Source organism: Methylobacterium sp. Leaf94 (genome assembly GCF_001426045.1).
Lineage (GTDB): Bacteria > Pseudomonadota > Alphaproteobacteria > Rhizobiales > Beijerinckiaceae > Methylobacterium.
In genome coordinates this window covers 158780-182351 of the sequence record NZ_LMRM01000062.1, presented here as the reverse complement: position 1 = coordinate 182351, position 23572 = coordinate 158780, and the positions used below count along the sequence as shown (strand labels likewise).

22 protein-coding genes and 1 pseudogene are annotated in these 23572 nt (G+C 71.3%); 6 read left to right on the top strand and 17 right to left on the bottom strand.

The genetic code is table 11. The features are described 5' to 3' along the window. Positions 1–77: 77 nt before the first annotated feature. The 6 genes from ASG63_RS21870 to ASG63_RS21850 all read right to left on the bottom strand — a co-directional run bounded on the left by ASG63_RS21870 (position 78) and on the right by ASG63_RS21850 (position 4701). Entirely contained in the window at positions 78–374 is a 297-nt protein-coding gene (locus ASG63_RS21870) for a hypothetical protein (protein ID WP_056221728.1), read from the bottom strand. Between the two features lie 28 nt (positions 375–402). After that, positions 403–570, bottom strand: coding sequence for a hypothetical protein (locus tag ASG63_RS26095; RefSeq protein WP_200917522.1), 168 nt, complete (start codon positions 568–570; stop codon positions 403–405). Between the two features lie 81 nt (positions 571–651). Beyond that, positions 652–1011, bottom strand: coding sequence for a hypothetical protein (locus ASG63_RS21865; RefSeq protein ID WP_056221724.1), 360 nt, complete (start codon positions 1009–1011; stop codon positions 652–654). Between the two features lie 86 nt (positions 1012–1097). Next, complete coding sequence (locus ASG63_RS21860; protein ID WP_056221720.1) at positions 1098–2216, bottom strand: NADH:flavin oxidoreductase/NADH oxidase; 1119 nt, start codon at positions 2214–2216, stop codon at positions 1098–1100. A gap of 98 nt (positions 2217–2314) precedes the next feature. Continuing rightward, positions 2315–4255, bottom strand: a complete 1941-nt coding sequence (locus ASG63_RS21855) for a propionyl-CoA synthetase (RefSeq protein WP_056221716.1) — start codon at positions 4253–4255, stop codon at positions 2315–2317. A gap of 263 nt (positions 4256–4518) precedes the next feature. Further along, positions 4519–4701 (bottom strand): YdcH family protein, encoded by a 183-nt coding sequence (locus tag ASG63_RS21850; protein WP_056221710.1) that lies wholly within the window; start codon positions 4699–4701, stop codon positions 4519–4521. A gap of 194 nt (positions 4702–4895) precedes the next feature. Here ASG63_RS21850 and ASG63_RS21845 point away from each other — a divergent pair, with 194 nt between their 5' ends. From ASG63_RS21845 to ASG63_RS21830, 4 genes are all read left to right on the top strand, one after another. Next, complete coding sequence (locus ASG63_RS21845; RefSeq protein WP_056221707.1) at positions 4896–5114, top strand: YdcH family protein; 219 nt, start codon at positions 4896–4898, stop codon at positions 5112–5114. Between the two features lie 137 nt (positions 5115–5251). Further along, a complete protein-coding gene (gene purE / locus ASG63_RS21840) occupies positions 5252–5749 on the top strand; it encodes a 5-(carboxyamino)imidazole ribonucleotide mutase (protein ID WP_056221704.1) in 498 nt (165 codons plus the stop codon). A gap of 47 nt (positions 5750–5796) precedes the next feature. Then, positions 5797–6906 (top strand): 5-(carboxyamino)imidazole ribonucleotide synthase, encoded by a 1110-nt coding sequence (locus ASG63_RS21835; RefSeq protein ID WP_082513937.1) that lies wholly within the window; start codon positions 5797–5799, stop codon positions 6904–6906. A 272-nt stretch (positions 6907–7178) separates the two neighbouring features. After that, entirely contained in the window at positions 7179–8054 is an 876-nt protein-coding gene (locus ASG63_RS21830) for a tetratricopeptide repeat protein (RefSeq protein ID WP_056221698.1), read from the top strand. A 58-nt stretch (positions 8055–8112) separates the two neighbouring features. Here ASG63_RS21830 and ASG63_RS21825 read toward each other — a convergent pair whose 3' ends face one another. The 5 genes and pseudogenes from ASG63_RS21825 to ASG63_RS21805 form a co-directional block, all read right to left on the bottom strand. After that, complete coding sequence (locus ASG63_RS21825; RefSeq protein ID WP_056221695.1) at positions 8113–8886, bottom strand: SGNH/GDSL hydrolase family protein; 774 nt, start codon at positions 8884–8886, stop codon at positions 8113–8115. A gap of 76 nt (positions 8887–8962) precedes the next feature. Next, a complete protein-coding gene (locus tag ASG63_RS21820; RefSeq protein WP_056221692.1) occupies positions 8963–10630 on the bottom strand; it encodes a methyl-accepting chemotaxis protein in 1668 nt (555 codons plus the stop codon). Between the two features lie 577 nt (positions 10631–11207). Further along, positions 11208–12194: a class II fructose-bisphosphatase gene (glpX, locus tag ASG63_RS21815; protein ID WP_056221688.1), complete on the bottom strand. Its 987-nt coding sequence runs from the start codon at positions 12192–12194 to the stop codon at positions 11208–11210. A 123-nt stretch (positions 12195–12317) separates the two neighbouring features. Then, positions 12318–13640: a homoserine dehydrogenase gene (locus tag ASG63_RS21810; RefSeq protein WP_056221683.1), complete on the bottom strand. Its 1323-nt coding sequence runs from the start codon at positions 13638–13640 to the stop codon at positions 12318–12320. 182 nt (positions 13641–13822) lie between these two features. Next, a pseudogene (locus tag ASG63_RS21805) lies at positions 13823–14553 on the bottom strand (ceramidase domain-containing protein). A 140-nt stretch (positions 14554–14693) separates the two neighbouring features. Here ASG63_RS21805 and xth point away from each other — a divergent pair. Next, the gene (xth, locus tag ASG63_RS21800; RefSeq protein WP_056221680.1) at positions 14694–15488 is read left to right on the top strand and encodes an exodeoxyribonuclease III; all 795 of its coding nucleotides are present in this window, start codon (positions 14694–14696) and stop codon (positions 15486–15488) included. Between the two features lie 78 nt (positions 15489–15566). After that, entirely contained in the window at positions 15567–16196 is a 630-nt protein-coding gene (locus ASG63_RS21795) for a glutathione S-transferase family protein (RefSeq protein WP_056221677.1), read from the top strand. A 41-nt stretch (positions 16197–16237) separates the two neighbouring features. On the opposite strand, the gene ASG63_RS21790 is transcribed toward ASG63_RS21795, so the two are convergent. From ASG63_RS21790 to ASG63_RS21765, 6 genes are all read right to left on the bottom strand, one after another. Then, on the bottom strand, positions 16238–17083 hold the full coding sequence (locus ASG63_RS21790; protein ID WP_156394308.1) for a tetratricopeptide repeat protein: 846 nt from the start codon (positions 17081–17083) through the stop codon (positions 16238–16240). Between the two features lie 61 nt (positions 17084–17144). Continuing rightward, positions 17145–18875, bottom strand: a complete 1731-nt coding sequence (ilvD, locus tag ASG63_RS21785; protein ID WP_056221671.1) for a dihydroxy-acid dehydratase — start codon at positions 18873–18875, stop codon at positions 17145–17147. Positions 18876–19225: 350 nt separating this feature from the next. Beyond that, positions 19226–20017, bottom strand: a complete 792-nt coding sequence (gene eutC / locus ASG63_RS21780) for an ethanolamine ammonia-lyase subunit EutC (RefSeq protein WP_056221668.1) — start codon at positions 20015–20017, stop codon at positions 19226–19228. Beyond that, positions 20014–21411, bottom strand: coding sequence for an ethanolamine ammonia-lyase subunit EutB (locus ASG63_RS21775; RefSeq protein WP_056221665.1), 1398 nt, complete (start codon positions 21409–21411; stop codon positions 20014–20016). Before ASG63_RS21775 ends, eutC begins: the two co-directional genes overlap by 4 nt. A 53-nt stretch (positions 21412–21464) precedes the next feature. After that, positions 21465–22163, bottom strand: coding sequence for a hypothetical protein (locus ASG63_RS21770; protein WP_056221662.1), 699 nt, complete (start codon positions 22161–22163; stop codon positions 21465–21467). A 533-nt stretch (positions 22164–22696) separates the two neighbouring features. Further along, positions 22697–23557, bottom strand: a complete 861-nt coding sequence (locus ASG63_RS21765; RefSeq protein WP_056221813.1) for a transglutaminase-like domain-containing protein — start codon at positions 23555–23557, stop codon at positions 22697–22699. Positions 23558–23572 lie beyond the last annotated feature (15 nt).

The following is a 23572-nucleotide window of genomic DNA, read 5'->3' as shown; positions in this document are numbered from 1 at the left end:
ATGGCGGATCGGGGCTTCGCTCGAGCGCCGCGCAGGCCTGCCGATCCGGGCGCCGCTTCGATCGAGCGGAGCCGATATCAGGCATCGTCCTCGCGGCCGAAGACCTCGCCCTCCTCCGCCAGCCGCGCATCGGCCTCGTCGCTGCGGAGGATCTGCAGGGCGCGGTACTGCTGGAGCAGGCCGCGCAGGCGGATGTTGGCCTCGGTGCAGTCGGCGGGCTCCGGGCTGTCCGCCCCGCAGCCCGCGATGGTCTCGGCGGTCTGCCGGTCCACGGCGGCGCGGTCGGCCGCGCTCAGGGCTTCGAGGTCGCCGAGGCCGAGTTCCAGCGCGATCAGCTCGGCGATCTCGCGCCGCTTCTCCTCGATCTCGGACATGTTCCCTCCGGGTCCGGTGCCGCCCCGTCTACAGAACGGTCAGCGCCGCCAGGTCGATCCAGGCTTGCCTCTCGTCGCCGTCGACGTCGCCGTCGACGAACCAGCGGCAGAGCGCCCGGTCCCCTTCCAGGGCCACCACCGTCATGGTGGCCTCGTTGTCCTCGGATGCGACGTAGTCGCCGACCTTGATCGCCACGGACTGCCTCTTCGCCTCGCTGCTGCTGAACCTTACGCGGGCTGGCCTGGGTCTCAGGCGCGCTTCGCGCAAGCCCGGGTCTCAGGCGCGTTTCGCGCGCTTGCCGAACGCCACGGACAGGCGGGCGCGTACGCCCTCCGGGATCTCCGTGCGGGACTCGATGCGGACGGACGGCATCTCGGCCCCGATGGTGCTGCGCGGGTCGAAGGCGAACTGCAGGTGGCGCAGGCCGAGTTCGAGCCGGGTGACGCCGTCCGACTGGGTCAGGTCCTCGCCGAAGACCTCGATCAGCGGCCCGTCGGGATCGCCCTTCTCGATCTGGATGATGAAGTAGCCCGCCGGCTCCTCCTCGTCGTCGGCCCCCGAGATCAGGGTGATGCCGTTCTCGATGTCGAGGCGGACTCGTTCCACCGCGAAGGTCGTGACGTCGTCGTCGTCCATGCTGCGTGATCTCTCGGGAAACGCCCGCTTCGGCGGGGTGACTGAAGGAAAGCGGTCGGGGCCTTTGAGGTTTCGCGGGGGCCCGCTCAGCGCTGTCCGTGCTGGGTATCGGTGAAGAGGTCCTTGAACTGGCGCGGCTGCGAACGCCAGTACTGCCGCGGCGCGCGCACCTGCGCGCCGAGTTCGGCCGCCGCGTGCCAGGGCCAGCGCGGGTTGTAGAGCAGGGCGCGCGCCAGGGAGACCGCGTCGGCCCGGCCCTCGGCCAGGATCGATTCCGCGTGGGCGGCCTCGGTGATGAGCCCGACCGCGATGGTGGTGAGGCCGGTCTCGGTCTTGATCCGCTCGGCGAACGGAACCTGATAGCCGGCCGAGAGCGGGATTTTCTGCTGCGTGGAGAGGCCCCCGGTGGAGACGTGGATCGCGGCGGCACCCCGGCGCTTCAAGGCGTGGGCGAGTTCCACCGTCTCCTCAAGGGTCCAGCCCTCCTCGACCCAGTCGGTGGCCGAGACCCGCATCCAGACCGGCTTGCCCGCCGGCACGGCCTCCCGCACCGCCTCGAAGCATTCGAGCGGGAACCGCATCCGGTTGGCGAGGGGGCCGCCATACTGGTCGGTGCGCTGGTTGGAGAGCGGCGACAGGAACTGGTGCAGCAGGTAGCCGTGCGCCCCGTGAAGCTCGAAGCCTTCGATGCCCAGGCGCAACGCCCGGCGTGCGGTGGCGACGAAGCCGTCGCGGATGCGCTTCAGCCCTTCCGAATCGAGGGCGTGCGGCGCCACCTCGCCTTCCCCGTGCGCCAGGGCCGAGGGGGCTTCCGTGCGCCAGCCATCCGGTGCCTCGGGGTCGATCTGCGCGCCGCCGTCCCAGGGGGCGCGGCTGGAGGCCTTGCGGCCCGCATGGTTGATCTGGATGGCGATCGGCACCGGCGCGTAGCCTCGCACCGCGTCGAGGACGCGGCCCAGCGCCCGCTCGGTCTCGTCGGAATAGAGCCCGAGGTCGGTGGGCGAGATCCGGGCCTCCGGCGAGATCGCGGTCGCCTCCAGGGTGAGGAGCCCCGCCCCCGACATCGCCATCTGAGCGAGATGCATCAGGTGCCAGTCGCCGGCGTGGCCCGCATGGGCCGAGTACTGGCACATCGGCGCGACGATGATCCGGTTCTCGAGGGTGAGGTTGTCGAGGCGCAGGGGCTCGAACAGGCGGGCGGTCATGCGGGGCTCCGGCTTGGCTGCATCCCCGCATAGGTGGCGCGCCGGCGCGCGCTTGGCTACCCGTTCTCGGATTCCCTTCCTTTGGTTTCCCCCCGCCCTCAGCCCGCGCCTATCCCGCGGTCCTTCAGGGTCGCGCCGATCTCGTCGAGGACGCCGGCATCGTCGATGGTCGGCGGGGTGGTCCAGGGCTCGCCGTCGGCGATGCGCTTCATAGTCCCGCGCAGGATCTTGCCCGAGCGGGTCTTGGGCAGCCGCTGCACGGTGAGCGCCAGCTTGAAGGCCGCGACGGGGCCGATCTGCGCGCGGACCAGGGCCACGAGCTCGCCCTCGATCGCCTGGGTCGGGCGCGCGACGCCCGATTTCAGCACGACGAAGCCGCAGGGCTGCTCGCCCTTCAGGGCGTCGCGGATGCCGATCACGGCGCATTCGGCCACGTCCGGGTGGCTCGCCAGCACCGCCTCCATGCCGCCGGTGGAGAGCCGGTGCCCGGCGACGTTGATGATGTCGTCGGTGCGGCCGAGCACCGTGACGTAGCCGTCGGCATCGACGATGCCGGCATCCGAGGTGTCGTACCAGCCCGGATACGTGGCGAGGTAGCTCGCGCGGAAGCGTGCCTCCGAGCCCCAGAGGGTCGGCAGGCAGCCCGGCGGCAGGGGTAGCCGCAGGACGATGGTGCCCATCGTGCCGGCGGGCACCGGCTTGCCGGCCTCGTCCAGCACCGCGAGGTCGTAGCCCGGCATCGGCACGCCGGCGCTGCCGTGCTTGACCGGCAGCCGGCCGAGGCCGACGGGATTGCCCGCGATGGCCCAGCCGGTCTCGGTCTGCCACCAGTGGTCGATCACCGGGCGGCCGAGGGCCCGCTCGGCCCAGGCCACGGAATCGGGGTCGGCCCGCTCGCCGGCCAGGAACAGGGAGCGGAAGCCCGAGAGGTCGTAGGCGCCCACCCGCTCGGCGCGCGGGTCCTCCTTCTTGATGGCGCGAAGCGCCGTCGGGGCCGTGAACAGGCAGGCGGCGCCGGACTCCGAAACCACCCGCCAGAGGGCTCCGGCATCGGGCGTGCCCACCGGCTTGCCCTCGTACAGCACCGTGGTGCAGCCGTGCAGGAGGGGCGCGTAGACGATGTAGGAATGGCCCACCACCCAGCCGATGTCGGAGGCGCAGAAGTAGGTCTCGCCCGGCGCCACGGCGTAGAGGTTGGGCATCGACCAGGCCAGCGCCACGCAGTACCCGCCGGTGTCCCGCACCACGCCCTTGGGTTTTCCCGTCGTGCCGGAGGTGTAGAGGATGTAGAGCGGGTCGGTGGCCGCCACGTCCACGCAGGCCGCCCGCCGGCCGTCGGTCTCCGCCCGTGCCACCGTATCGGCCCAGTCGTGGTCGCGCCCCGGCACGAGGTCGGCCGCCGCCTGCGGGCGCTGCAGGATCAGGCAGGCCGCCGGCTTGTGCGCCGAGGCGGCGAGGGCGGCGTCGAGGAGCGGCTTGTAGGCGACGACGCGGCTCGGCTCGATGCCGCAGGAGGCGGCCAGCACCACCTTCGGTGCGGCGTCCTCGATGCGGATCGCCAGTTCGTTGGCGGCGAAGCCGCCGAAGACCACGGAATGGACGGCGCCGAGGCGGGCGCAGGCGAGCATGCCGAACAGGGCCTCGGGCACCATCGGCATGTAGATCACGACGCGGTCGCCCCGGCCGACCCCGAGGTCGCGGAGCACCCCGGCGAGCACGGCCACCGCATCGCGCAGGTCCGCGTAGGTGATTCGGCGCTGGGTGCCGGTGACGGGCGAATCGTACAGGATCGCGGCCTGGTCGCCGCGCCCGGCCGTGACGTGCCGGTCCACGGCGTTGTGGCAGGCGTTCAGGGTCGCGTCGGGAAACCAGCGGCCATAGGCGCCGAGCGTCGCGTCGAAGGCCCGGGTCGGCGGGCTCGCCCAGTCGATCGCCCGGGCCGCCTCGAGCCAGAAGGCCTCCGGGTCGGCCAGCGAGGCGGCGTGGGTCTCGGCATAGCGGCCGGGCCGCGGATTCGGGGCGTGGGGCGTGGCGTCCATGGCGTGTCCTCGCGGAACCGGTCGTGCTGCCGGTTTCTCGGCACTCTACCGGAATTTACGCCGCCGGACTGCTGCGCCATCCTGCCGAACGGATCGAGGCGCAGGCTTTTGCTTCCGCGCTTCGCGAGACGAAGCCGGCGGACTTGAAAACCGCCGCCCTGGGGACCGGCGGCGCGAAGACACCGGACATGAAAACCGCCGCCCTGGGGACCAGCGGCGGCGGCGAACGCTCGAGAGATGAGGCGGTGGGGGGGAGACGGCCGCTAATGCAGCTGGTCGGTTTCGCTTCGCAGGCGGTTCATCTCGTCCTTGAGGTGGAGCTTGCGTCTCTTGAGCTCTGCGATGCGCAGGTCGTTCGCCGAGGGTCGGATGGTGGCGTCGTGGATCTCCCGCTCGAGGGCTTCGTGCTTGCGGGCGAGCTGGGTCAGGTGCGTCTGCAGTGACATGAGCTGTGTCTCCTGTCTCGTTTCGACGGGGCCAGACTGGCATATGATCAGCCGGCTGTCGAAGCCTATCGACGGCTCGGCTTGACGGATGTTTGTGCAGGCGGATGGTTGTGCAGGAGGCGCGGCGGGTTCTTGCCCAGGCCGAGCGGCTGTCGCATGGTCTGCGGCGAAAGCGTCCCGGGGCATCAGGTGCGATGGCGGTCCAGTTCGATAACGATGCGTCGGTGGAACCCGCCGACGAGTTGGCGCGGCTGAAGCAGGAACACCGCGACCTCGACGGCGCGATCGATGCCCTCGAGGTCGGGGTGGTGGCCGACCAGCTGCAGATCCAGCGCCTGAAGAAGCGCAAGCTCTTCCTGCGCGACCGGATCTCGTATCTCGAGGACCAGATCACCCCCGACATCATCGCCTGACCGGGCCCCCGGCGGGCGGGTGTCCGGGCGGGTGCCGCCTTGCGGGCACGCCACCGCTTTTGTATTCGGCGTTCCCAAGGGCCGCGTCGCGTCGCACGGCCCGTCTTACCACCTGATCGCGAAGGGATCTGACGACCATGGCGGGAGCCTCCCCGGTCGCGATCATCATGGGCAGCCAGTCGGACTGGGCGACCATGCGGCATGCCGCCGAGACGCTGGATGCGCTCGGCGTCGCCCATGACGACCGCATCGTCTCGGCCCATCGCACGCCCGACCGCCTCGTCGCCTTCGCCAAGGGCGCCAAGGCCGAAGGATTCCAGGTGGTGATCGCGGGCGCCGGCGGCGCGGCCCACCTGCCGGGCATGACCGCGGCGATGACCCCCCTTCCCGTCCTCGGCGTGCCGGTGGAATCGAAGGCCTTGTCGGGACAGGACAGCCTGCTCTCCATCGTGCAGATGCCCGCCGGCATCCCGGTGGGCACCCTGGCGATCGGCCGGGCGGGCGCCGTCAACGCGGCGCTGCTCGCCGCCGCCATCCTCGCCCTCACCGATGCGGGCCTCGCCGCGCGTCTCGAAGCCTGGCGCGCCGCGCAGACCGCGAGCGTCGCCGAGACCCCGCAGAGCGACCAGCCGTAAACTCCCATCTGCCGTGAACCGGAACCTGCCTTGAAAAGCGAATCGCCGTGACCGCCCTCCCCGACATCCGCCCCGGCGCGACCCTCGGCATCGTGGGCGGCGGCCAGCTCGGCCGCATGATCGCCCTCGCGGCCGCCGGTTACGGCCTGCGGGTCCACGTCTTCGCGCCCGATGCCGACAGCCCGGCCTTCGACGTCTCGGCCGAGGCCACCATCGCGGCCTACGACGACGTCGCGGCCCTGGCGCGCTTCGCAGCGAGCGTCGACGTGGTCACCTACGAGTTCGAGAACATCCCGGCGCAGGCCGCCGAGGCCCTGGCCGCGAAGGCGCCGTTGCACCCGAACGCCGCAGCACTCGCCACGACCCAGGACCGGCTGACCGAGAAGCGCTTCATCAACGACCTCGGCATCGAGACCGCGCCGTTCCAGGCCGTCGACACGGTCGAGGACCTGACCCGGGCGCTCGAAGAGATCGGCCGCCCGGCGGTGCTGAAGACCCGCCGCTTCGGCTATGACGGCAAGGGCCAGCGCATGATCCGGGCCGAGGGGCCGGTCGACGCCGCCGCCATCCTGGCCGAGTTCAACGGCGCGCCCTGCATCCTGGAAGGCTTCGTGCCGTTCGAGGCGGAGGTGTCGGTGGTGGCCGCCCGCGGCGCCGACGGGGCCTTCGCGGCCTACGACCCCTGCGCCAACGAGCACCGCGACCACATCCTCGCCGTCACCCGCGTGCCCGCCCCGGGCATCGCGCCGCAGACCGAGGCCGCCGCCATCGGCATCGCCCGCCGCATCGCCGAGGCGCTGGACTATGTCGGCGTGCTCGCCGTCGAGATGTTCCTGGTGCCCCAGGCGGACGGCCCGGCCCGGGTCGTGGTCAACGAGATCGCCCCGCGGGTCCACAATTCCGGCCACTGGACCATCGAGGGCGCGACGACCTCACAGTTCGCCCAGCACGTCCGGGCGGTCTGCGGCTGGCCGCTCGGCGATTCGGCCCGGGTCGGCGGCATGGCGGTGGAGATGCACAACCTGATCGGCGGCGACGTGGACGACTGGGCCGCGATCCTCGCCCGGCCGGGGAGCCAGCTCCACCTCTACGGCAAGGGCGAGGCCCGGCCGGGCCGCAAGATGGGCCACGTCACCCAGTTGCTGCCAAAACCCTGAGACGCCGCCCGAACCGCGGCCCGATTGCGACACCCACCCGGCAACCGACGGTCCCGCCGGCCGTTTGGAGCCGTTTCGTGCAGGCGCGCGCGGCAAGCCATACCTTCGCCACATCCGACCGCTTGAGCGGAACCCGTCGCCGACTTTAAGCGCGCATTCACCGCGATGCGGGAGGGTGCGGGCGCAACCGGCCCCGTCCATGCGGGGCTCGGCACGGGACGCAATCGAATCGGGGGCGGCGTCGCGCGCGACGCCGGGGGGGAGCGAGGACCATGACGGTTTTGAAGCTGCGGGCATCGAAGGCGGGGCTGATCGGGGCCACGGCGCTCGCGGCGGCCGCGCTGGCCGGTTGCGAGACCTATGGCGGCGGCGCCACCGCGACGCGCCAGTTCGCCGTGCTCGAATCCGACCAGACGGGCGCCACCACGGTCAACATCACCTCGCTCACCGACGTGATCCAGCGCAATCCCAACGACGCGGCGGCCTACGTCACCCGCGGCGCGGCCTATGCCCGGGCCGGCCAGTTCAACGACGCCATCGGGGACTTCACCAAGGCGGTGCAGATCGACCCGAATTCGGCCTCGGCCTACAACAACCGCGCGCTCGCCAACCGCCAGATCGGCCGCAACGACGCCGCGCTGCAGGACTTCTCGAAGTCGATCTCGGCCGATCCGAACTACGCCCCGGCCTATATCGGCCGCGCCAACGTGCTGCGCGCCCAGGGCGACCTCGAGGGCGCCACCGCCGACCTCAACCAGGCGATCCGCCTCGCGCCGGAATCGGCCGAGGCCTACCACGCGCGCGGCCTCGTCCGGCAGAAGCAGGGGCAGAACACCCAGGCCATCGCGGATTTCGACGCCGCCATCGACCGCAATCCCTTCGTGGCGGCGCCCTATGCGGCGCGCGGCCAGAGCCTGATCGCCACCAACCAGTACGACAAGGCGATCGAGGACTACAACGCGGCGCTCAACGTCAACAACAAGGACGCCACCTCCTGGGCCTATCGCGGCCTCGCCTACGAGAAGTCCAACCGCAGGAAGGAGGCGGTGGAGAGCTACCAGCGCGCCGCGCAGATCGAGCCCGGCAACCCGGTGGCCAAGCAGGGTCTCGGCCGCGTCCAGGGCGGCGTCGGCTCGCTGTTCAACTGACGGACCCCGCGCGGGGGTTCGTCCGCGCCTCCGCAGGCTTCGCGACCCCGCCGGCCGCTCAGTCCGGCGGCGCTCCGTCCCGCAGCGCGCGCAGGTGCGTCTCGAGCCCGGCCGCCAGGGCGTCGTAGTCGCGCAGGTGCACGCCGTCCGGCGGCACCGCCCGGGTGGTCAGGCCCGGTGGACCGTCGCGCAGGTCCGCGAAGGGGTCGAAGACCCGGCAGCCCTGCCGCGCGCACAGATCACGCAGGAGCGCCGTGTAGCCGGCCACCGCCGCCGGATCGCGCTCCGCCCCGGCCTCCGGCCCGATCGGCGGCACGGCCGCCACCAGCACCCGATCCGCATTCGCCGCCAGCCACGTCACGATGCGGCCCGTCGCCGCCGCGAACCCGCCCGCCATGCGCGCCGACAGGGGGTCGGCCCGCCGCAGGATGTCGTTCGTGCCGACGAACAGCACCGCGACTCCGGCCCGGACGGGGAAGGCCAGTCCGTCGATCGCGCCGGCATAGCGGCGGGCCGAGGTGCCGCCGATCCCGCCATTCACCACGTCCGGCCGTCGCACCATGGCGGCTCCGAGAAGCTCGGCCTGCGAGTTGCCCGCCAGGAACAGGAAGCCCGGCCGCGCCGCCGCCAGCGCCGCCCGAATCGCCGGCAGACGCGCGGCGAGGTGGGCTTCGGCGATCTGGCGATCGTGCCGAACCGCGTCCGGCGGCGCGAGGATCCCGCCGGCCCCCAGCCCCACGGTTCCGAGCGCCGCCGCTCCGACGCCCCCGGCGAGCAGGCCGCGCCGGGTCCACGGCCCGGATCGCGGGCGGTCGTCGTCGGAGCCGCTCATCCGTTCCCCCGATGCCGGCCCCGGCTTTCGGGGCGTCCGGCATCAGCCCCGAAAGCCGGCCGTCGGGCAAGCCCGCTCAGGCGGCCTGGACGGTGGCGAGGAAGCCCGAGACCTCGGCGCTCAGCTGTTCGGACTGGCGCGCGAGTTCGGAGGCGGCGGCCAGGACCTGGGACGAGGCCGCCCCGGTCTCGCCGGCGGCCTGGGTCACGCTGCCGATGCTGACGGTCACCGACTGCGTGCCCTGGGCGGCCTGGGTCACGTTGCGGACGATCTCCTGGGTGGCCGCTCCCTGCTCCTCCATGGCCGCCGCGACGCCGACCGCGATGCTGCGCAGCTCGGCGATGGTCGCGCCGATGGTCCGGATCGACGTGACCGCCTGGCGGGTCTCGCCCTGGATCGTGGTGATCTGGTCCGAGATGGTCGCCGTGGCGCGCGCGGTCTGGGAGGCCAGCTCCTTGACCTCGCCCGCGACCACCGCGAACCCCCGGCCCGCCTCGCCGGCGCGGGCCGCTTCGATGGTGGCGTTGAGCGCCAGCAGGTTGGTCTGGGCCGCGATCCCCGAGATCAGGCCGACCACCGTGCCGATCCGCTCGGCCCCCTCGGCGAGGCCGAGGATGATCGTGTCCGTGGCCGCCGCGTTCTCGGAGGCCCGCTCGGCCATCGCCGCCGAGCGGGCGACCTGGGCGGCGATCTCGCCGATGGAGGCGGCCATCTCCTCGCTCGCGGCCGCCACGGTCTGGACATTGGCCGAGGTCTGCTCGGCGGCCGAGGCGACGCTCAGGGATTGCCCGGCCGTCTGGTCGGCGGTGCGGCTCATCGCCCGCGCCGTGGCCTCCATCTCGGTGGCGGCGGAGGACAGGCCGTGGGTCAGGCGCGCGACCTGCGCCTGGAACCCCCGCGTGGCGGCATCCAGGATCTCGGCCCGGCGCATCTTGGCGGCGCTCTCGATCGCGGCGGCGGCGTCGGCGTCGCGCTTGGCGATCATGGCGTCCTTGAAGACCTGGACGGCCCGGGCCATCGCGCCGATCTCGTCCCGGCGGTGCGCGCCCGCCACCTCGGTCGTGACGTCGCCGCCGGCCAGCTTGGCCATGGTGCCGGTCATGCCGCCGAGCGGGCGCACGACCAGGGCCAGCACGGTGTAGAGCCCGAAGCCGATGGCGGCGGCGGCCAGGGCGACCAGGGCCAGGAGCGCCAGGCGCGACCAGCCCGAATGGGTCTCGGCCCGGTCGAACTCGGCCTGCGCCTCCCGGACCTGCAGGGCGGTAAGCTGGCTCAGGACGACGTTGGCCTCCTCCATGCCCTTCACCAGAGCCGCGTGGGTCGCGTCGAAGTCGGGGGTGCCGCCGGCGGCGAGGCGACGGAGGATGTCGGCCGCGACCGCGGCGTTGTGGTCGATGCGCCGCTGCAACTCGGCGGCGAGCTCCTTCTCCTCCGGGGTCAGGTAGGTCGCCAGGTAGGCCGACCACTGGGTCTGGATGTTGCCCAGATCCGCCTCGATCTTCGCGGTCGCCCGGCCGGCCTCCCCTTGCCGGTTCCGAAGCGCGCGCGACGTCGCCAGCAGGTCGTCGTAGGCATCACGGATCAGGCTGAACTGCCGCAGCGGGACGATGCGGTCGCCGAAGACGGAATTGAAGCTCCGATGGTTTTCCGACAGGGCGAAGGTGCCGATCCCCGTGGAGAGGAGCAGGAGAAAGCCCATCACGCCGAGCAGCGTGACCAGGCGGCCTTTGATGGTGGTGCGCATGCGGTGATCTGCCGGATGGGAGAGTCGGGTGTCCGATCTCCCATCGGTTCGGCGGGAGGCTCGGGATTTCTGAACCGAGCTTCTCCGGCGAAGTGATGAAAGGTCGCTTTATTTCCAATCCGAATGCTTTGGCGTGTCCGTAAAAATCTTCGTGAAGCTCTTGCGAGACAACCACAGCATTTTCAGAGTTACTCTCTTTGGTTCCATCACGGTTTCGAGAGAGCCAATAGTCGTCGGCGCAGACGATGCGGGTCGGTCGTGGGCGGGCGCGACCGATCCGTCCATTCGTCCAGCGTAGACTTGGAGATCCCCGGCGCAGGACAGCGGCATCCCGGATGTACAGCGACCTGTCCCGAAAGCGGTGGTTTCCGATCGCGGAGATGCCAGCGGATGCGGATGCCGGGTCCACCAGAACGGCATCGATCCTCCGCCGAACGGGTTCGCCCGGTAATGGCCGAAGCGAAGATCGCTCGCACGCGATGGGACGGAGTCGTCGCGGCTCAGCGCGATCCTGCGGCGATCTGCAGGGCTGCGCTCGAAGAGCGTCCCCGCCGATCCGACCCCGGACGTGTCCCGCTCAGGCGTCGCCCAGCAGGCGGTGCTCGCAGAGCATGCGCCGGACGGTCCCGCTGGCCGAGCGGTAGACCACGGTCTCGGTCTCGATCAGGCCCGGCCGGAAGCGGACGCCCCGCAGCAGGGCGCCGTCGGTGACGCCGGTGGCGGCGACGATGACGTCGCCCCGGGCCATGTCGTGCAGCTCGTACTTCCGGTTCGGGTCGCTGATGCCCATCCGGGCGGCGCGCTCGCGCTTGTCGTAGCTGTCGAGGATCAGGCGGCCCTGCATGTGCCCGCCGATGCAGCGGAGCACGCCGGCCGCGATCACGCCCTCGGGAGCCGCGCCGATGCCGAGATAGATGTCCGCTCCGGTCGCCTCGGCATTGGCGGTGTGGATGATGCCTGCGATGTCGCCGTCCGAGATCAGGCGGATGCCCGCCCCCGTCGCCCGCACGGCGGCGACGAGCTGCATGTGGCGGGGTCGGTCGAGGATGATGGCGGTGATCTGGGCCGGGTCGACGCCCTTGTGACGGGCGAGCGCAGCGATGTTGTCGGCCGGGCTGGCATCGAGATCGACGAGGCCGGCCGGGTAGCCGGGCCCGATGGCGATCTTCTGCATGTAGACGTCGGGGGCGGCGAGCAGGGAGCCGGCTTCCGCCAGGGCCGTCACCGCGATGGCGCCGGGCATGTCCTTGGCGCAGAGGGTGGTGCCCTCGAGGGGATCGACGGCGATGTCGACCTTCGGACCGTCGCCGGTGCCCAGGCGCTCGCCGATGTAGAGCATCGGGGCGTTGTCGCGCTCGCCCTCCCCGATCACCACGGAGCCGTCGATGGGCAGCAGGTTGAGCTCCAGGCGCATCGCGTCGACGGCGGCCTGGTCGGCCTCCTTCTCGCGGCCCTGTCCGCGCAGGCGGGCCGCGGCGATGGCGGCCCGCTCCGTGACCCGCGCCAGCTCCAGCGTCAGGGACCGGGCCACCGGCGCGCGCGATTCCAAATTGCCACCAGACATGTGAGCCTCGCGCCCCTGCGCCTCTCTCGGGCGCTCCTTATGAACTAAAATGCGCGTTTGGCATGAAGTTTCGCGCCGCGCGCGCAGTTTTCTTCGTTCATCCCCAGATCGTGCGCACGGCCCCTATTCGCGCTCGATCCGGATCAGCTGGGGGGCCTCGGCGAGCAGGCCGTCGGTCGCGATCGCGTCGAGGGCGTCCCGGATCGTGCCCTCGGTGGCGGCGTAGGTGATCAGCACCAGGGGGACCGGCTGGCCCGAGCGGCCATGCGGGTCCTTCGAGGCCGCACTCTCGGAGCGGCGCTGCAGGATGCTCTCGATGGAGATGTCGCGCTCGGCCATGCGGGTGGCGACGCCCGCGGCGACGCCGGGGCGGTCGTGCACGGTGAGGCGAATGTAGTAGCCGCCCTCGTGCCGCTGCATGGCGACGCGCTGGGACGGGCTCAGGGCGGCGGCGGGGCGTCCGAAGGTCGGGCGGCGGGTGCCGGCGGCGATGTCGGTGATGTCGGAGACCACGGCCGAGGCGGTGGCCTCGCCGCCGGCACCGGGACCGATCAGGGTGAGCTCGCCCACCGCATCGGCATCGATGGTGACCGCGTTGGTCACGCCCATCACCTGGGCGATGGCGGAGGATTTCGGCACCATGGTCGGATGGACCCGCTGCTCGATGCCCCCGGCCGCCGCCTGTGCGACGCCGAGGAGCTTGATCCGGTAGCCGAGTTCCTCGGCCATGGTCAGGTCGAGGGGCTGGATCGCCGAGATGCCCTCGACCGAAACGCCCTCGGCGTCGACCTCGGTGCCGAAGGCGAGGCTCGTCAGGATCGCGAGCTTGTGGGCGGTGTCGAAGCCCTCGACGTCGAAGGTCGGGTCGGCCTCGGCATAGCCGAGGGCCTGGGCGTCCTTGAGGCAGGCCTCGAAGGTCAGGCCCTCGCGCTCCATCCGGGTCAGGATGTAGTTGCAGGTGCCGTTCATGATTCCGTAGACGCGCGACACGGCGTTGCCGGTCAGGCCCTCCCGCAGAGCCTTGATCACCGGGATGCCGCCGGCGACCGAGGCCTCGTAGGCGAGCGCCACGCCCGCCGCCTCGGCCTGCCGGGCGAGGGCCGCGCCGTGCTTGGCCAGCAGCGCCTTGTTGGCGGTGACCACGTGCTTGCCGGCGGCCAGGGCCGCCTCCACCGTCTGCCGGGCCGGCCCCTCGGCGCCCCCGATGAGCTCGACCACGCAATCGACCTCCCCGGAGGTCGCCAGGGCGACGGGATCGTCGAACCAGGTCACGCCGGCGAGGTCGAGGCCGCGGTCGCGGCTCCGGTCACGCGAGGAGACGGCGGTGACGCGAATCGCCTGCCCGCTGGTCTGGCCGAGGGCCTCGGCCCGGCGGGCGACCATCCGGACGACGGCGGCGCCGACGGTGCCGAGGCCGGCAACGCCGAGGCGAAGGCTCTGTGTCATGGGTGTGTTCCGTCACTCTGTCGCGCCGTGGACCTGCCGGGTCCGAGACCTGCCGCGTCCGGCGGCGGTGCGGGCCCGGCGTCGATCGGCGGAGGCGAATGCCGCGCTCGGCGCGGCCCGATCTTCTGCAACGATTTGCCGGGGGGCGCAACAAAACGGCCGGCCGTCGGGGTGACGCGGCGTTACGATCGGCGCCGACGGTAGCGGACCGCGATGGCGATGAGCGCGTAGAGCACCCCGGCATTGAGGATGTGCCAGAGGGCGTGGGTGCCCAGGGGCCAGACCGGGCACACCGCCCGGTCGAGGGTGCGGAAGGCGAGCGAGACGGCGAACAGGGCGGCGACTCCCAAGAGGCCGAGCCCGGCCTCGCGCCGGGCGGGATCATGGCGGCCTCGCGCCGGGCGGGATCCGGGGGACCGCCCCGCGGCGCCAGCAGGCCGGCGGCGACGCCCGCCAGCGCCAGGATCGCGGGGGCGTAGGCGATCGAGCCGTTGGTGAGCGCGTCCGTCGACCGGCCGGTGAGCCCGTCGAGGGCGGGCTCCAGGCCGAGATTGACGGCCGCGAAGGCCAGGGTGGCGGCCAGCGCCGCCCCGGTCCCGAGGCCGAAGTAGCGCCGCATCGCCAGGAGGAAGTAGGCGTAGATGAAGAGCGCGATCGGGATGACGTCGGCCAGCAGCGCCCAGCGCACCGCCAGGGTGTGGAACAGGAACGAGCCGACGCCCACCACCGCCACCAGGGCGCTGAGCAGGAGGGCCGGCCTGTCGCCCGTGCGAGCGCGGCGCACGCGCGCCGCCGCCAGGGCGGCGGCGATCAGGAAGGCGCCGTTCGACAGGGCGTTGACCGGCTCCGCCCAGAAGCCGGGATCGCTGCGCTCGCAATAGGCGCAGATCGGCGTCAGCCAGTCCCCGTCCATCCGGACCTCCCCGTCATCGCCCGTCGCGCCTGCGGAGCGCAACGCCTCGATCCGAGCCTCGCCGTCGAAGCCTTGCCAGCCCGCGGCGAAGGCCCGATGACGGGCATCCACGCGCCCCAGCTCCCAGAGACTCCCTGCCCATGCGGATCGCCACCTGGAACGTCAATTCGATCAAGCAGCGCGTCGGTCACCTCGTCGGCTTCCTCGACGAGGCCAAGCCCGACGTGGTCTGCCTGCAGGAGCTGAAATGCCAGGACGAGGGCTTTCCCCGGGCGGAGATCGAGGCGGCGGGCTACGCCGTCGAGACCCTCGGGCAGAAGGCCTATAACGGCGTCGCCCTGCTGGTGCGCGCGCCCCTGGCGATGTCCGAAATCCTCCGCGGCCTGCCCGGCGACGACACCGACGAGCAGGCCCGCTACATCGAGGCGCTGATCTCCGGCGAGGGCGTGCGGCCGGTCCGCGTCGCCTCGATCTACCTGCCCAACGGCAACCCGGCCGACAGCCCGAAATACCCCTACAAGCTCGGCTTCCTGGAGCGGCTGCGGCGCCATGCGCAGGGCCTGCGCGAGGCCGAGGAGGCGGTGGTGCTGGCTGGCGACTACAACGTGATTCCCGAGCCGGAGGATGCGGCCGACCCCGAGGCCTGGCGCGGGGACGCGCTGTTCCTGCCCCGGAGCCGGGCGGCGTTCCGGGCGCTCCTCGCCGAGGGCTACACCGATGCCCTGCGCGCCTGCGATCCGCGGGCCGGCCTCTACACCTTCTGGGACTATCAGGCGGGGGCCTGGAACCGGAACGCCGGCATCCGGATCGACCACCTCCTGCTCTCGCCGCAGGCCGCCGACCGGCTGACCTCGGCCTCGGTGCAGAAGCACCTGCGCGGCCTGGAAAAACCCTCCGACCACGTGCCCGTGACGGCGGATCTCACGGACGCGTGAGCGAACGATCGGCGCGCCCGGGGGTTGGGCTCCGGCAATCCCCCACCAGAATCCCCCCAACACGGAGTAACCCCCCGCGTGAAACTCTACGGCACCAGCTACTCGCCCTACGTCCGCAAGGTGCTCGTCGCCCTGGCCGAGAAGGGCCAGGAGGCGGAGCACATCCCGCTGTTCTTCCACGACAAGGACCCGGCCTTCCAGGCGGCGAGCCCGCTGGGCAAGATCCCGGCCTTCGACGATGACGGCTTCCTGCTGGCCGATTCCTCCGCGATCCTGACCTACCTGGAGGCGAAGTTCCCGAGCCCGGCATTGTACCCGTCCGAGGCCAAGGCCCGCGGCCGCGCGATCTGGTTCGACAAGTACGGCGACACCGAGATGTTCGACGTCATCATCGCCCCCTTCGCCAACCGGGTGGTGAAGCCGAAGATGCTCGGGCAGCCCGGCGACGAGGGCGCCGTCGCCAAGGCCCTCAACGAGGACCTGCCGAAGATCTACGATTACCTTGAGGGGCAGATCGACGGGCCCTACCTCGTCGGCGACGCCTTCAGCGTCGCGGACATCTCGGTGGCCACGGGCTTCCACAACCTGCACTTGGCTGGCGAATCCGTCGATGCCGGGCGCTGGCCCAAGCTCGCCGGCTACGTCGACGCCACCCTGGCGCGCCCGTCCTTCGTCACGGCGCTGGCGGCCCGGACGTCTCCGAACTGATCGCCCGAATTGGTCACCCGAAGCGGTGCGACCGTCGGCGTTCAGCGCCGGCGGCGCGCTGATCCGGTGACCTGGGCGGTGGTCTGGGAGGCCTGCGCCATCGCGGCGGCGCGGTCCTCCTCGCTGGCCGAGGCCCAGGCCTTCTCGTAGAGGGCGACGATCCAGTCGTCCTTGCGCCCCTGGGCGGCTTCCCGGGCCATTGAGAGCCACATCAGCCCGCGGGCGCGCTGGGCCGGCACGCCCTGGCCGTTGACGAGGAGCTGGCCGAGCAGGGCCTGGGCGGGGGCATGGCCCTTCTCGGCGGCGAGGTTGAACCAGCGCGCCGCCTGGCGCGCGTCGGTGTCGACGCCGGTGCCGTCGAGGTAGAGCCGGCCAAGATTGTACTGCGCGTTCGGGTCGCCGAAATACGAGGCGGCGTAGTTGAACATGTCGTAGGCGCGCTCGGGGTTCGGGCGCACGTAGGTGCCCTTGATCCCGTCGAGGAAGTAGGCGCCCAGGGCCGTGAAGGCGCTCGCGACCACGCCCGAGTTCTGGGCGTCCGGACCCTCGTCGGTGGTGTCGTCGGCGATGCGCGAGAAGAACTCGAAGGCCTTGAGGTCGTCGTGGGGCACGCCGTCGCCCTCGGCATACATGCGGCCGAGCTTCCACAGCGCCAGGGCATGGCCCTGTTCGGCGGCGTATTCCAGGGCGCGGGCGGCCCCTTCCTTGTCGCCGGCATTGTAGTCGCGCACGCCCATGCGCAGGGCCTCGCGGGCGCTGCGGTAATTGCCGCTGGGCACCGGTGTCCGGGCGGTGGCGTCGAGGGCCGCCGCCGGCAGGGCGCCGAGAGCCCCCGGCAGGGCGCCGAGGAGCACGAGCCCGACCGCCGCGGCGAGCCGCCGGCCCATCGGGGCGAGCGGCCGATCCCGGGCGGCCCGGACCGGCCGCGGGGCGCGGCCGAGGGCTGTCCTAGATGTCCGCATAGGTGTGCGTCTCCTCGGCGCCGCCCGGATGGGTCACCGCGCCGTTCACCGCCGGCCCGACGGTCTGCTGGTACTTCCACAGGTAGCCGGAGGTGGCCGAGTTGGTGCGCGGGCTCCAGGCGGCGCGACGCGTCGCGAACTCCGCGTCGGAGACCGCCACGTCGAGGGTGCCCTTGATGGCGTCGAGGGTGATGACGTCGCCGTCGCGGATCAGGCCGATCGGACCGCCGACGGCGGCCTCGGGCCCGACATGGCCGACGCAGAAGCCGCGGGTGGCGCCCGAGAAGCGCCCGTCGGTGATGAGCGCGACCTTGTCGCCCATGCCCTGGCCGTAGAGGGCCGCGGTGGTGGAGAGCATCTCGCGCATGCCGGGGCCGCCCTTCGGACCCTCGTAGCGGATGACGAGGACTTCGCCCTCCTTGTAGGTGCGCTTCTGGACGGCCTCGAAGCAGGCCTCCTCGCCGTCGAACACGCGGGCCGGGCCGGTGAAGACCTGCTTGTCCTCCGACATGCCGGCCACCTTCACGATGGCGCCCTCGGGGGCGAGGTTGCCGCGCAGGCCGACGACGCCGCCGGTGGGCGTCAGGGGGGTGGCGGCGGAGCGGACCACGTCCTGGTCCGGGTTCCAGTGAACCTTCTCCATGTTCTCGGCCATGGTGCGGCCGGTCACGGTCATGCAGTCGCCGTGCAGGAAGCCGTGGTCGAGCAGCGTCTTGAGCAGGAGCGGGATGCCGCCGACCTCGAACATGTCCTTGGCGACGTAGCGCCCGCCCGGCTTCAGGTCGGCGATGTAGGGCGTCCGCTTGAATACCTCGGCGACGTCGAACAGGTCGAACTTGATGCCGCACTCGTGGGCGATGGCCGGCAGGTGCAGGGCCGCGTTGGTGGAGCCGCCCGAGGCCGCGACGGCGGCCGCCGCGTTCTCCAGGCTCTTGCGGGTGACGATGTCGCGCGGGCGGATGTTCTTGGCGATGAGCTCCATCACCTTCTCGCCCGCGGTCATGCAGAATCTGTCGCGGATCTCGTAGGGCGCCGGGGCGCCGGCCGAGTAGGGCAGCGCCAGGCCGATGGCCTCGGAGACGGTGGCCATGGTGTTGGCGGTGAACTGCGCGCCGCAGGCACCGGCCGACGGGCAGGCGACCTGCTCCAGCTCGTCGAGGTCCTCGAGGGACATGTCGCCGACCGCGACCTTGCCCACGGCCTCGAACAGGTCCTGCACCGTCACCGGACGGCCCCGGAACGAGCCGGGCAGGATCGAGCCGCCATAGATGAAGATCGACGGCACGTTGAGGCGCACCATCGACATCATCATGCCGGGCAGGGACTTGTCGCAGCCGGCCAGGCCCACGAGGGCGTCGTAGGCGTGGCCGCGCATGGTCAGCTCGACCGAGTCGGCGATGACCTCGCGGGAGGGCAGCGAGGCGCGCATGCCGGCATGGCCCATGGCGATGCCGTCCGTCACCGTGATGGTGCAGAACTCGCGCGGGGTGCCGTTGGCGGCCGAGACGCCCTTCTTCACCGCCTGCGCCTGGCGCATCAGCGAGATGTTGCAGGGGGCGGCCTCGTTCCAGCAGGAGGCGACGCCCACCAGCGGCTGGTGAATCTGCTCGCGGGTCAGGCCCATGGCGTAGAGGTACGAGCGGTGGGGCGCGCGCTCGGGCCCCTCCGTGACATGGCGGCTCGGAAGCTTCGACTTGTCGGTTTTGCTCGCGTCCATCGTGTGTCTCACCGCCCCGGCCTGATACGCATGTGTGGGTTCGGCGCGACCGCGAACAGATGGGTGCGTTCCGTGGGGACCCACGGCGCGCGGCCCACCGGACCGTTTCTCGGAAAGCGTCTGAACTCCGCGGTAAAGCGTTGGGGGAACTATCGTTTACCGCCCTTGCTGAGGTGGTCCCGGTTTATGGCGGGATCGCGGCGGCGAGAGGGGTCTCCCAAGGCAAAGTCGGGATGCTTTCGGGGTGTTGCGACCTCGCCACAGCCACGCTTTGGGGCGGGATTTCTTCCGGACAACCTGAGGCGACGGCGGGGTTCGTCCCGGGTCCCCGCGCGAAGGCTTTGCCAACCTCAGGCCGGCTCGGACCCGTCGCCCAGCAGGGTCGGCCCCGGGGCGGCCGCGAGGGCGGGCCCGCTGTCGTCCTTGAGGGTCACGCCGGAGAGCCCCAGCGCGAAGGCCTGGGTCAGGAGCCAGTCGAGCTTGAACGCGGCCAACGCGTGCGAGAGCCCGGCCGGGCGCACGTTCGAGAGGCAGTTGCGCTCGGCATCCGAGCGCCCCACCCGCGGGGCGAAGGTGAGGTAGAGCCCGAGGCTGTCCGGCGAGGACAGGCCGGGCCGCTCGCCGATGATCACCACCACGGCGCGGGCCTGGAGCGCCGCGCCGATGCCGTCGCCGAGGGCCACCCGCGCCTGCGTCGCCACCACGATGGGTGCGAGTCGCCAGCCGGCCCGCGCGATGTGGGGCTGGAAGGCGGCGAGGAGGCCCGCCGCCCCCTCTTGCACGGCCCGGGCCGAGAGGCCGTCGGCGACCACCAGGGCGAGGTCCACCGGGCCGTCGCTGCGGGCGGCGAGCGCCGCGGCGCCCTCCTCCGTCAGGGTGCGGCCGAGATCCGGCCGCCGCAGGTAGGTCGCCCGGTCCGGCGCGGCGGAGGCCACGCGGAGCGTCTCGAACCCGAGGGCCGCGAGGCCCGCGCTCACCGCCTCGGCGTCGAGGGGCGTGTGCACGGCGTCCCGGGCCTGGGCATGGGCGAGGCCGAAGCGCAGGACCTCCCGGGTCGGCAGGCCGGAGCCGGCCCGGCCGAGGCCGATGCGGGCGGGGGTGAGCCGGGCGAGGCGGGCCCAGGGGTCGGCCTCGGTGCTCATGCGGCCAGCCCGGGATCGGCGAGCCCCGGCGCGGCGGCGATCAGGCTGGCGCTCGGCCCCTCCGGCAGCAGGGCGCCGTCCACGTCGGTGAGCCCGATCCGCTCCAGCCAGGCCTCGAATTCCGGGGCGCGCTTCAGGCCGAGCACCTCGCGCAGGTAGAGGGAATCGTGGAACGAGGTGGACTGGTAATTCAGCATCACGTCGTCGGCGCCGGGGATGCCCATGATGAAGGTGCAGCCGGCCGCCCCCAGCAGGGTCATCAGGGTGTCCATGTCGTTCTGGTCGGCCTCGGCGTGGTTGGTGTAGCAGACGTCGACGCCCAGCGGCACACCCATGAGCTTGCCACAGAAGTGGTCCTCCAGCCCGGCCCGGATGATCTCCTTGCCGTCGTAGAGGTATTCCGGCCCGATGAAGCCCACCACGGTGTTGACGAGGAGGGGCCGGAACGGCCGGGCCACCGCGTAGGCCCGGGCCTCCAGGGTCTGCTGGTCGATGCCGTGGTGCTGGCCCGCCGAGAGGGCCGAGCCCTGCCCGGTCTCGAAGTACATGCAGTTGTCGCCGACCGTGCCGCGCTTGAGGGCCACCGCCGCCTCGTGCGCCTCCCGGAGGATCGGCAGGGTGACGCCGAAGCTGGCATTGGCCCCTTGCGTGCCCGCGATCGACTGGAACACGAGGTCGACCGGCAGGCCCCGGTTCATGGCCTCGATCGTGGTGGTCACGTGGGTGAGGATGCACCCTTGCGTCGGGATCTCCAGGCGCCGGATCAGGTCGTCGAAGAGGTGGAGCAGGCCGCTCAGGGTCGAGACGGAATCGGAGGCCGGGTTGAGGCCGATCACCGCGTCGCCGCAGCCGTAGGACAGGCCGTCGAGGATCGAGGCGGTGATGCCGGCGGCATCGTCGGTGGGGTGGTTGGGCTGCAGCCGCACGGCGAGGCGCCCCGGCAGCCCGATGGTGTTGCGAAAGCGCGTGACCACCCGGCACTTGCGCGCCACCAGGATCAGGTCCTGGTTGCGCATGATCTTGGAGACCGCCGCGGCGATCTCCGGCGTGATGCCGGGGGCGATCCGCGCCAGGGTCCCGGACGAGGCCGTCAGCAGGAACTCGCGAAAGTCGCCGACGGTGAGGTGGGCGATCTCGGCGAAGGCCCCCGCGTCGTGGGTGTCGACGATGAGGCGCGTGACGTCGTCGGCTTCGTAGGGAATCAGGGGCCGGGCCAGGATCTCGCGCAAGGGGACCTCGGCGAGGCACCAGCGGGCCGCCACCGCCTCCTCGGCGGATTCCGCCGCCACGCCGGCGAGCCGGTCGCCCGAGCGCACCGGCGTCGCCTTGGCCATCAGGGCCGCGAGATCGGCGAAGACGTGGGTGCGGGGGCCGACGGTGTGACGATAGGCCATGGGCGATGCTCCTGCGGCCCCGTCGCGAAAATCGAGCCACCGCGGCGGATCGATCATCTCACATCTTGGGGGGGCGTGGGGAGCAGGAGTCTCTGGAAGATTTTCGTCTCCAACACGGCCTTCAGAACATGTCCGAAGACACTGGACGGCAGGAAGAGGGCGCCAAAGGAGGCCGGGGCGGGCTTCAGATTCAGCCCGCAGTTCACGACACCGGCGGCCAGCCCAACGATGAGGATGGCGCCAAGGAGGGGAAGGGTCACGTAGAATCCGAGCAGGAACAGGGTCCAGATTTGGCCGGCCGTTACCCGAAAGGCCTCACGGACCGTGACATCGAAGCCGTCCAGGGCGAGGGTCGGTCCCATGACGAAGAGGCGCGTCGTCAGCCAGAAGGACGGCCCGCACAGGACGACGAAGACCAGGGAGTGGTACGGGAAAGAGAGGGTCCAAGCCTCGGCCAGGAGGATGCCGAGGAGGAAGAGTCCAAGGTTGTAGGCCAGAAAATCCTTCCGCCGGACGACTTGCCTGACCCGGTCTCGAAGGCTGCCCACCGGCAGGCCCATGGCATAGCGATAGACCGCGATCGTGTAGGGCAGCACCAAGACCGTTGCGGCCAGATCGGCCAGGATACCGGGCGGACCCGCTGTCGGGTTTCCCGGTTTTCCCAACTCCGTCGTGATCAGCGTCTGGGCGGCGAGAAGGCCTGCGACGAGTCCGGTCTCGGGCCAGAGGGCGCGGACCGCCCGAAAGGCCATCCGGTAAGCCGCCGATGTTGTCCCTCGTGGCCGATCAGGATCCGTCATCGTGTGTCGTTCCATCGTCTCGGTCTGAATAGGACACGCTGCCTATAGGCTCTTATAGCCTGGGTCGACGGAAAACACGCGGATCAATTGAATTTGGAACAATTCTTATCCAACTTTCGCGAGATGTTGACCCGGCGCGCCGGCTGTCGGGGCTCCGTCGCATCACCACGGTTGTCATGACCGCGACGGACTCTCCCTTCTCGATGCTATGGGACTCACACCTCTGGCGCCGTCCGGAGAAGGCGCGTTCCCCTCCCTCGGTCGGGAGGAGGGCCGCGTCGTGCGGACAGGCGTGCATACGGTCGCTGTCGCAGCAGAGAGCACCCGTGCCGCGGGACGCTGCCGGACGGTCGCTCCGGCGCGACGCATCGCCCGAGACCCCTTTCGCGTTTGTCGGGGATCGGTGGAAACCGGTTGTTCCGACAAGACGAACGACAGGAAAGAATTCGAGAGTCCGTCAGGTTCGGGAGGAACCTGACAGAACCCTAGGCCGCGCCCGCGTGCGGGGCCGGCTCCTCGGTGGAGATCGCGTCGACCGTGCGCTGGGGCGGGCTGCCCTGCCCGTCCGCGCGCACGATGCGGATCTGCTGGTTGACCGGCTGCATGTTGCCCCAGGGCGTCGAGAAGGCGATCTCGGCGGCGTCGCGCCCGACGCCGATGCGCACCAGGCCGTCGAGGTCGGCCTGGCGGGTCGCATCGAACAGCCACCAGCGCCCGTCGAGATAGGCCTCGAACACCGCGTGGAAGTCGCTCGGCACGAGGCCGTGGGCGTAGCAGCTGACGAAGCGGGCCGGGATGCCGAGCGCCCGGCAGAAGGCGGTGCCGATATGGGCGAAGTCGCGGCAGACCCCGGCCCGCTTGAGCAGGCTCTCGTCGGCGGTGGTCTCGCCGTCGCTGGTGCCGGGCTGGTAGGTCAGGTGGTCGTGGATCCAGTTGCAGATCGCGTTGACCCGCTGGTGGCCCTTCGGCAGGGCGCCGAACTCGGCCAGCGCGAAGGGCGTCAGCCGGTCGGACGAGACGAAGCGGCTCGGCAGCAGGAACGGCAGGATGTCGAGGGGCAGTTGGGAGATCGGCGTCTCGTTGACCGTCGCCGGGTCGGCCCGGTGCACGGTGAGTTCGACCTCGGCGCTGTATTCCAGGGCGAACTGCCCCACCGGCACGTTGACGCCGAGGTAGCGGTTCTGGAGGTCGGGCGTGATGTAGATGTCGCGCTTCAGGTTCGGCGACAGGATCAGGCTCTCGCTGAGGATCTCGACGCTACGCAGGCGCGCGACCTCGAGGTTGAAGATGAAGGTCGTGTCCGAGAGGATATTGTAGGATAAGTTGCAGCCCAGTTGATAGCGCACCATCCGCTCCTTGCC